At 74.8% G+C, this 9,242-nt stretch carries 7 protein-coding genes and 1 pseudogene; 2 read left to right on the top strand and 6 right to left on the bottom strand.

Going from position 1 to position 9,242, the window contains the following annotated elements:
• Window positions 1-59: 59 nt before the first annotated feature.
• The 3 genes from ACIO9K_RS37225 to ACIO9K_RS37215 all read right to left on the bottom strand — a co-directional run bounded on the left by ACIO9K_RS37225 (window position 60) and on the right by ACIO9K_RS37215 (window position 5,243).
• Window positions 60-1,292: a hypothetical protein gene (locus tag ACIO9K_RS37225; protein WP_400336325.1), complete on the bottom strand. Its 1,233-nt coding sequence runs from the start codon at window positions 1,290-1,292 to the stop codon at window positions 60-62.
• Between the two features lie 377 nt (window positions 1,293-1,669).
• Window positions 1,670-4,882, bottom strand: coding sequence for a type 2 lanthipeptide synthetase LanM family protein (locus tag ACIO9K_RS37220; protein ID WP_400336323.1), 3,213 nt, complete (start codon window positions 4,880-4,882; stop codon window positions 1,670-1,672).
• Between the two features lie 181 nt (window positions 4,883-5,063).
• A complete protein-coding gene (locus ACIO9K_RS37215) occupies window positions 5,064-5,243 on the bottom strand; it encodes a hypothetical protein (protein ID WP_063346527.1) in 180 nt (59 codons plus the stop codon).
• Between the two features lie 367 nt (window positions 5,244-5,610).
• Here ACIO9K_RS37215 and ACIO9K_RS37210 point away from each other — a divergent pair, with 367 nt between their 5' ends.
• The gene (locus ACIO9K_RS37210) at window positions 5,611-6,180 is read left to right on the top strand and encodes a hypothetical protein (RefSeq protein ID WP_400336321.1); all 570 of its coding nucleotides are present in this window, start codon (window positions 5,611-5,613) and stop codon (window positions 6,178-6,180) included.
• A 16-nt stretch (window positions 6,181-6,196) separates the two neighbouring features.
• On the opposite strand, the gene ACIO9K_RS37205 is transcribed toward ACIO9K_RS37210, so the two are convergent.
• A complete protein-coding gene (locus ACIO9K_RS37205) occupies window positions 6,197-6,343 on the bottom strand; it encodes a hypothetical protein (RefSeq protein ID WP_400336319.1) in 147 nt (48 codons plus the stop codon).
• A gap of 97 nt (window positions 6,344-6,440) precedes the next feature.
• Window positions 6,441-6,569: a hypothetical protein gene (locus ACIO9K_RS37200; protein WP_400336316.1), complete on the bottom strand. Its 129-nt coding sequence runs from the start codon at window positions 6,567-6,569 to the stop codon at window positions 6,441-6,443.
• Window positions 6,570-6,666: 97 nt separating this feature from the next.
• Between ACIO9K_RS37200 and ACIO9K_RS37195 the strand changes: the two are divergent.
• Window positions 6,667-6,810, top strand: a pseudogene (locus tag ACIO9K_RS37195) (response regulator transcription factor); the annotation flags it as partial.
• A gap of 130 nt (window positions 6,811-6,940) precedes the next feature.
• Here ACIO9K_RS37195 and katG read toward each other — a convergent pair.
• Window positions 6,941-9,175, bottom strand: a complete 2,235-nt coding sequence (katG, locus tag ACIO9K_RS37190) for a catalase/peroxidase HPI (RefSeq protein ID WP_400336314.1) — start codon at window positions 9,173-9,175, stop codon at window positions 6,941-6,943.
• Window positions 9,176-9,242 lie beyond the last annotated feature (67 nt).

Genomic DNA, 9,242 nt, shown 5'->3' with positions numbered 1-9,242 from the left:
CAGTTGCGCTCGCGTCACACACCACGGTCTACCGGATCAGGACCCGCCGCGAAGGTGAATCACACAGATTGATCACGACCGAATACGCGCCCTAGTCGCGGCGCGTCCGGCACGATCCCGCCGCGCCGGATCCGGTGACCGCCGGCCTCGTCCAGGAAGGTGAAGTAGTCGTCCAGGTACAGGCCCATCCGGTAGAGCCGGGCGCCGTTGCCGACCAGGCCCTGCAACCCGGACGAGGCCGTCCGCAGCGCGAACGTCGCCGTACCCGCCGCCGCCAGGTCGATCCGGCCGCTCGCCACCAGGTACAGCAGCGTGCCCCAGACCAGCGCGCTGCCCGCCCCCGTGCCCAGCGAGGCCAGTAGGGAGACCTTCGCCGCCTCCCTGGTCGCCCGGTCCGTCGCCTCGACGATCTTCTCCCCGGCGCGGCGGTACTTGGCCGTCAGGAACGGCGTGACCTGGTCCGAACGGACCTGGTCCGCGCGGGTCTTGTCGATCAGGAACCAGCGGTAGACGCGCAGCGCGCCACGGTCCTCGTTGGTGGCCACGGCCGCCAGGTAGTGGATCCGGGCCGTCCGGACGGCCGCCGCCCCGGTCGGCACCGAGCCCAGCAGCAGCAGCGGCACCAGCCACGGGTGGAGCGTCGCCAGGACACCCGCCGCAGCGGCCAGCGAGACCGTCGAGGCGATCACGTCCTGGGCGTTGGAGAGCAGGTCCGGCGTGGTCGAGGCACCCCGATCGGCCGCCTCCCACTGCTCGTTGTACGCGGGCTCGTCGTACGCCCGCAGCTCGGCCGCGCACCCGGCGGCGATCAGCGCCAGCTCCGCCTCCCGGGTGACCCTCGGCGACACCCGGCCGGACAGCCCCACCACCGCGATCCCCAGCACCGCGCGCAGCGCGGCCGAGACGGTCAGCAGGAGCAGCGACGGCGCGGCGGTCCGCAGGTGCTCCCCCACCGGGCCCGCCACCAGCAGCGCGCCCAGGGCGCCGGTCGTCGCGTACAGCGCCAACGCCCCGAACACGCCCGCCAGCGCCTGGCACACCAGCAGCAGCACGGTGGACGTCCGGTCCGCCGCCCACGCCAGCGCCACCGCGCGGCGCACCAGGTGCGGGAGGCGGCGCAGCATCGCGTTCGCCGACATCGACGCGCCGGCCTCGGCGCGGCGGTCGCCGGGGAAGCGCAGGCGCAGCTCCTCGTCGTGCTGGTCGTGGTCCTGGTCGGGCTGGTCGTGGTCGGCGGGGGTGCGGTCGGGCGGGGTGTGGGGCCTCTCGGGCTTCACGATCTGTTCGGACACAGTGCTCCCTGCTCCCTGGTACGGCGGCCGGTGGCCGCAGCGGATCCGCACGCGGGCAGCCCTCACCGCCGAGTGGGCGTGTGGGGTCGGCAGCGGTGCCGGAAGGCACGCTGCGAAGGGCCTGCTGCGGTGCGGACCCCGATCCTGGCAGCGGTCCGCCGGGCCGTCCGGCGTGTCCCGGCCGGTCTCACTCGATCCGGGCGATTCCGTGTCGGCGGCGGCGAGTTGGTGGCAATCGATCACCGGGAGGGTCCGCGATGTTCGATTCGGGGGCCGGCTGCGGCACGCTCCGGGCACGCGGTCCGACGATCACAGGAACATCCCGGCCGAGCCCGCGCTGCCCGACCTCGCCGACCTCGCCGACCTCGCCGACCGTCTCAGGAGGTCGGCGGGTGGAGCGCGAGGAGGGAGGGGGTGGTGGGGGCGGCGAGGCGGAGCAGCCCGTGGCCGGTGCCGGCGAGGCCGACCATCAGGGAGGGGCTGTGGACGCCGTGCGGGAGGCCGCAGGTCCAGCCGCGGGCGTCGAGGTCGTCGAGGGTGGCGTGGGCCTGCCGCAGGGCGGCGGTGCGCCAGCGGTCGCCGGCGAGCAGGAGGGGTTCGAGGTTGCCGAAGTCGCCGTGGCAGAGCGAGAAGTTGTGGCCGAAGCCCTCGCGGAGGACGGTGGTCAGGGCGGTGTCGCGTTCGGCGCGGAGCAACTCGCGGGCTTCGGGGAGCAGTTCGGCGAGTTCGGTGCGGGCGAGCGCGATGCCCGAGGCGCCGTGGCACCAGAGGGCCGGGTAGTGGGGCGCGTCGGGGCCGTCGTCCTCGCGGACGTCGCGCCAGTTGGCGGCGGCCGGGTCGAACAGGGTGTTTTCGTACTCGACGGCGGCGAGGGCGAGTTGGGGCAACCGGGGGTCACCGAGGTGCCGGCCGGCACGGGCGAGCGCCCAGGCGATGCCGGAGCCGCCGTGCGCGAAACCGGCCAGCGGGCGCTTGACGCTGCCGGCGAGGGAGGCGGGCAGCCAGCCGGCGCCGCCGTCGGGGTGCGGGGCGGCGGCCCGGACGAGGCGTTCGGCGCAGGCGGCGAGGGCGTCGGTGACGGCGGGGCCGGGGCGGACGGCCGCCCAGGCGAGCAGTCCGCCGATGGTGCCCGCGTTGCCGGCGAGGAGGTCGTGCTGGGCGTCGTCGGCGGCGGTGGCGGCGCTGCGGCGCACCACCTGGGCGGCCAGGGCGTCGAGTTCGGCGTCGGGGTGGTGGGCCGCGAGGTGGGCGAGGGCGTAGAGGACGCCGCCGACTCCGGCGAGGCCGCCGCCGAGGCGGTCGGCGCGCCGGCGAATTTGGTGACGCAACGTCAGTTCGGCTGCCCGGGCGGTGCTTCGGTGCTCGCGATCGCCGGTGACGGTGGCGAGCTGATGGAGGAAGAGGGCGACGCCGGCCGTCCCGCTGTAGAGGTCGGGGCCGAGTTCGGCGGGTGCCCAGCGGCCGGGCGGGGCCCAGTTGGGGCCGGCCCAGGCGAGGTCCGCGCTCCCCCGGTAGGCCTCGCGGAGGAGTTGTTCGCCGGCGTCGACGGCCTTGGCGAGGGCGCGGGCGGCCAGGTCCGGGCCTTCGGCCGGCTTCCCGGGTGGCGCGGGAGGGGACGTGACCGGGTGGCGGCGCGGCTCGCGGGCGCCGTCCGCGGTGGTCACCGACAGGCGCAGCAGCTGGAGTTGGCGGGCCAGGTCCGGTTCGCCGAGGGCGTCCGCCTTGGCGAGGGCGAGGTCGAGTGCGGGCCGGTCGGTGACACCGGGGATCAGGACGCCGGTGGAGGAGCGGGCGTCGACGCTGTCGGGGCGGATGGTGAAGACCGGGACGTCCCCGCGCCAGAGGTCGGCGCGCTCGTGGTCGACGTAGGCGAGCGCGTGTTCCTCCCAGGCGGGGAGCGCCCAGAGCCGGTCGAGGTGGCGGTCCTGGTCGAGGCCGTCGCGGAGCAGGTCGGGGTGGCAGGCGGTGGCGAGCAGGCTGCGGTACTCGAAGGTGTCGCGGCGGAGCATCCTGGTCTCGTCGGCGGCGAACGCCCGGATGAGTTCCCGGAGTTCGTCCTTGTGGGCGGCGAGCAGCCGGTAGGCCTCGGTGAAGCCGGCTTCGAGCTCGCCGACGTGGTCGGCCAGGCGCAGCGGCCGCCCGGGCGGGACGGGCCGGCTGCCGGGCGCCGCGACGGGCATCCGGTGGTACTCCAGGCGGAGCCGGTCGGTGCCCTGGTCGACCAGGACGGGGGCGGGGCGCGGCGGGAGGCTGCCCGGATCCCAGCCGAGGGCGGAGAGGTCGGTGCCGCCGTTGCCCTCGTCCCACATGCGCTCGGGCAGCAGGCCGGAGCGCAGCACCGAGTGTCGGGTCTGGTGGCGGGCGAGCCGTTCGGACTCGGAGAGGTCCTTGGCGGGTTCGGGCAGGTCGGGGTGGAACAGCGCTTCCAGGTCGATCAGGACCGGCTGGTCGCGGACGGCGATCAGGTTCTGGGCGTGGCAGTCGACCGCGTCGAGGGTGTGGAGCAGCGCGGCGAGGGTGCCGGCGCGGTGGTAGAAGTCGCTCAACTCGGCGTCGTCGCGGGCTGGTTCGGCGGCGACGTGGGCGACCCAGCCGTAGCCGTCGCGGGCCAGGTGGGCGAGGTCGTGCAGCGGCAGCCGGAGCATGGGGTTGAGCCAGCGCAGGAGGTGCTGGAAGTGCGTCTCGGCGCCGAGCGGGCGCGGCTTGTAGACGATCCGGGTGCCGTGTTCGAAGCGCAGGGCGCTGACGGTGGCGCCGCCCCGGTGCGGGTCGCCGAGGCCGGTGGCGAGTTCGGTGAGGCGGCCGAGCGGGCGGCCGTCGGCGAAGGTGCGGGCGAGGGCGGGGAGGTCGGCGGCGAGGCGGCGGTACAGGGTGAGGCAGGTGGCGGTCCACTGTTCGGCGGCGGTGGCCAGCCGGTACGCCAGCACCGGGTATTCGGCGAGGAGTCGGACGGCACGGCCGGGTTCGGTGAGCCGGTCGAGGAAGTTCCGGTAGCGCTGTTCGGGGGTGTCTCCGGTCAACTCGCCGGAGAGGCGGGCGACGTGGAGTTCGGTGATGACGGTGCGGACGGCCGTGGTGTGCGCGGTCGCGGTGAGTGCGGGCAGGACGAGGGCGGCGAGGTGGTCGGGGGTGCCGAGGGTGGCGGGACCGGGGGAAGCCGTGCCCGGGGTGGCGGGGCCGAGTTCGGCGAGGCCGGTGCGCAGGCGGTCGCGGGCGTCGGCGAGCAGCGGGGCGACGAGCCGGGCGAAGGCGTGCTCCTCGGGGAGGTCGAGGGTGTGCCCGGCCTCGAAGGCGGTGGCGAGGCGTTCGGCCCAGCCGGGGGTGCCGAGGCGGTCCGCGAGGTCGGCCGGGTGTTCGGCGAGCAGGGCGCGCAGCCCGTCCGGGTCGAGACGGTCGGCGGCGAGGCGGCGCTCGAACCAGTCGTCCCGGTCGAAGGGCGGCTGGGCGCGCCAGCGGTCGAGGATCCGCCCGGCACGGTCGGCCCGTTCAGTCCGTTCGGCGCACTGGGCGTCCGGGTCGGGCAGCGGACCGCGGGAGGCGAGCGGGACGGCTCGGGCGGCGGCCCGACGGATTTCGGACGCGTCAACCACGGGCGGTCTCTCCATGCTCGGTTCGTGCACGACGGTTGCGGTGCTGTGCGCTCGACGGTCGCGGTACCGGGCGTACGCGCCCCGGCGGTGCGGCCGGGGCGCGCGCGCTCACCGGCCGTATCACGCGTCCGCGACGCGGGCCCCGGCGGTGCGACCGGGGTCCGCGCCGCGGACGGCGGACTCAGAAGCTGCAGACGTGGGCGCAGCTGCTCCAACCGCCACAGGTGCTGGCCTGCACCGCGGCGGTCACGTAGACCTCGTCCGACAGGTCGCCGGCCGGGTGGACCTGGTGGCCCTGGCCGAGGGTGAGCCGGAAGTCCTCGTCCTTGAGCGCGCGGACCTGCTCTGCCGTGGGCTGCATGGTGCCTCCTTCAGACATTCGGGTCTGGCACGGTCGTGCCGGGTCGGGATCCTGGCACCGCCCCACCCGCCGCACCAGGGGTGTGCCGCGCACCGGGCACAATTTCGGCCAGGGTCGAAATAGGGACGAGGCCTCCCCGCCCGTCCTGCTTCCGCAGGCCGCGCCCGCTCCCCCGGCCGCCCGTCGAACCTCCCGTCGCCCTACACCTGTCCGGAATCCGGGCAGTGACGGGGGCCTGAACCAGGCCCCACGTTTGAACGGCCGGGCCCCGGACAGTCCGCGCCGCCCGTCGCTCCTGTGGCCGGGCCGGGCACCCAAGGTCACGATGGAATCCGGCAACCCCCGCCCCCGGCCCGATCGGAGCGCGATGAGCGAGCAGCACAACGTCGTCCTGCTGACCTTCCCGGACGCCGCCGCGTGGCGGACGGCCTTCGACGAGGCTCAGCACCTGCCGGGCCTGCGGCAGCTGGCGGCGCTGGAGCGCAGCGCCGACGGCCTGTTGGAGATCCAGGACACCTTCACCCGGGGCGCGGGCGTGACCACCGTCAGCTCCGGCGTCCTCGGCGGCCTGGTGGGCCTGGTCGGCGGGCCGATCGGCGTCCTGCTCGGCTTCGCGGCCGGTGCGGCGCTCGGCAACGCCGCCGAGGAGGGCCGGGCGACGGAGGGCGGCGCCGGGCTGATCATGCTCTCGCCGCGCGTCCCGGACGGCGGCGCGCTGCTCGTCCTGGAGCTCCGGGAGTCCTCCCCCGACCGGGCCGACGACCTGGCCTCCCGGCACGGGGCCACGGTCGAGCGGATCGACGCGCAGGCCTTCGCCGAGCAGGTCCGGGCCGCCGAACACAAGGCGGAGCAGGACCCGGCCGCGCGGAACGCGGCGGAACAGGACCCGGCGGAGGAGCCCAAGGCGGAGGGTCACCGGCCCGGCGAGGGCGCCTGACCCGCCGCGCGGCCCCTCACTCGGCCCGCAGCGCCTCGACCGTCCGCGCCCGGGCCGCCCGGACGGCGGGCAGCAGCGCCCCGAGCACCGCGATCAGCACGCCGCCGAACCCGAGCGGCGCCAGCACCGGCGTGCCGAACACGTCGAGGGCCGAGGCGGGCAAGCGGAGCAGGTGGTGGCCACCAGGGCGGCCAGCCCGATCGCGACGGACTGCGTGCGGCGCCGGCGGACACCCGCGCGCACCACCCTGCCCAGCGCGGTCATGCCGCCACCGCCGAGTCCGAGGCGATCCGGTCGTCCCGCATCCGGACCGTGCGGGTGGCGCAGCCCTCGGCGAGGGCCGCCCGCGCGCCCTCGTAGTGGCGGCTCACACCGCTCAGCTCGATCACCGGTTCGCTGCTCGTTCCCCGCTCCTCGTACGTTCCCGCCTGGTGGACGGCACGAAGGTACGGACGGGCGGCGCGCACCCGCGTCCGTCGCCCGGGGCGGCTCCGGCTCTCCGAGGCGACCGTCAGGACGCACGTGGCCCGGATCCTCGGCAAGCTGAACCTGCGGGACCGGGCCCAGGCGGTGGTCGCCGCCTACGAGACCGGGCTGGTCAGCGTCGGCACGGCGGCGCAACCCCGGTAGCGGTCCGCCATCGGCCCGGAGGCGTACACCTCCGGGCCGATGGCGGATCCTCACCGCCCTCCGGACGGCTGACGCCAACTCCCGTCGGCCGCCCGGGAACCCGGGATCACGGGATCGGGCGGGCGCGGGATCAGGCGACGTCGAACCGGTCCAGGTTCATCACCTTGACCCACGCCGCGACGAAGTCCGCCACGAACTTCTCCTTCGCGTCGTCGCTCGCGTAGACCTCGGCGACGGCGCGCAGTTCGGAGTTGGAGCCGAAGACCAGGTCGGCCCGGGTGCCGGTCCACTTGAGCGCGCCGGTAGCCGCGTCCCGGCCCTCGAAGGTGTGCCCGTCCTCCGAGGTGGCCTTCCACTCCGTGCCCAGGTCCAGCAGGTTGACGAAGAAGTCGTTCGTCAGGGCCTCGGGGGTCTCGGTGAGGACGCCGTGCGGGGACTGCTGGTAGTTGGCGCCCAGCACCCGCAGGCCGCCGACCAGGACGGTCAGTTCGGGCGCGCTCAGGGTCAGCAGGTTCGCCTTGTCGAGCAGCAGGTACTCGGCGCCCAGCCGGCTGCCCTTGCCCACGTAGTTGCGGAAGCCGTCCGAGGTCGGCTCCATCGCCGCGAAGGAGTCGACGTCGGTGAGTTCCTGCGTCGTGTCCACCCGGCCCGGTGTGAACGGCACCACCACGTCGCGGCCGGCCGCCCGGGCGGCCTTCTCCACGCCGACGCCGCCGGCCAGCACCACCACGTCCGCCAGCGAGACCTGCTTGGCGCCGGACCGGGCGTTGAACTCCTGCTGCACGCCCTCCAGGGTGCGCAGCACCGAGGCCAGCCGGTCCGGCTCGTTGACCTCCCAGCCGATCTGCGGCTGGAGCCGGATCCGGCCGCCGTTGGCGCCGCCGCGCTTGTCGCTGCCGCGGAAGGAGGAGGCCGCCGCCCACGCCGTGGACACCAGCTCGGACACCGACAGCCCGGAGGCGGCGATCCGCTCCCGCAGGGCGGCGACGTCCGCGGCGTCGATCTGCTGGTAGTCGACCGCGGGCAGCGGGTCCTGCCACACCAGTTGCTCGGCCGGGACCTCCGCGCCGACGTAGCGGGCGACCGGGCCCATGTCGCGGTGGGTCAGCTTGAACCAGGCGCGGGCGAAGGCGTCCGCGAGCTCCTCGGGGTGCTCCAGGAAGCGCCGGGAGATCGGCTCGTAGACCGGGTCCAGGCGCAGCGAGAGGTCGGTGGTCAGCATCGTCGGGGCGTGCCGCTTGGACGGGTCGTGGGCGTCCGGGACGGTGCCCGCTCCGGCGCCGCCCTTCGGCTTCCACTGGAAGGCGCCGGCCGGGCTCTTGGTCAGCTCCCACTCGTAGCCGAACAGCGTCTCGAAGAAGCTGTTGTCCCAGGTCACCGGGGTGGCCGTCCAGGCGCCCTCCAGGCCGCTGGTGATCGCGTCCCCGCCCTTGCCGGTGCGGAAGGTGCTCTTCCAGCCGAGGCCCTGCTGCTCGATCGGGGCGTCCTCGGGGTCGGGGCCGACGTTGTCCGCCGGGCCCGCGCCGTGGGTCTTGCCGAAGGTGTGGCCGCCGGCGATCAGCGCGACGGTCTCCTCGTCGTTCATCGCCATCCGGTAGAAGGTCTCGCGGATGTCGCGGGCGGCGGCGAGCGGGTCCGGGGTGCCGTTGGGGCCCTCGGGGTTGACGTAGATCAGGCCCATCTGGACGGCGGCGAGCGGGCGCTCCAGCTCGCGGTCACCGGTGTAGCGCTCGTCGCCGAGCCAGGTGGTCTCCGGGCCCCAGTAGACGTCCTCGTCCGGCTCCCACTCGTCCACGCGACCGCCGCCGAAGCCGAAGGTCTCGAAGCCCATCGACTCCAGGGCGACGTTCCCGGCCAGGATCATCAGGTCGGCCCAGGAGAGGTTGCGGCCGTACTTCTTCTTCACCGGCCACAGCAGGCGGCGGGCCTTGTCCAGGCTGGCGTTGTCGGGCCAGCTGTTCAGCGGGGCGAAGCGCTGCTGCCCGGCGCCGGCGCCGCCGCGGCCGTCGCTGATCCGGTAGGTGCCCGCGCTGTGCCACGCCATCCGGATGATGAAGGGGCCGTAGTGCCCGTAGTCGGCCGGCCACCACGCGTGCGAGGTGGTGAGGGCCGTCTCGATGTCCCGCTTCACGGTCGGAAGGTCGAGGGATCCGAACGCCGCGGCGTAGTCGAAGTCCGCGCCGAGCGGGTTCGCCACGGCCGGATTCTTCGCGAGGATCTTCAGATTGAGCCGCTCCGGCCACCACTGGCGGTTTCCGCCGCCCTGGGTGGGGTGCGGCGCGCGCCCGTGGGCCACCGGGCAGCCACCCGTGCCCTCCGCCTGCGGCTCGGGTTCGGTAACGATGGGATCGTGGTTCTCAGACATGGAAATCCTTCCCTACAAGGCGGATCACGGTGTCTTGACTGCTACTTCCTGCTACCCAGGCTATCGC

Source organism: Kitasatospora sp. NPDC087271 (assembly GCF_044744605.1).
Taxonomy (GTDB): domain Bacteria; phylum Actinomycetota; class Actinomycetes; order Streptomycetales; family Streptomycetaceae; genus Kitasatospora.
This window is presented reverse-complemented; position numbering and strand designations above follow the sequence as displayed.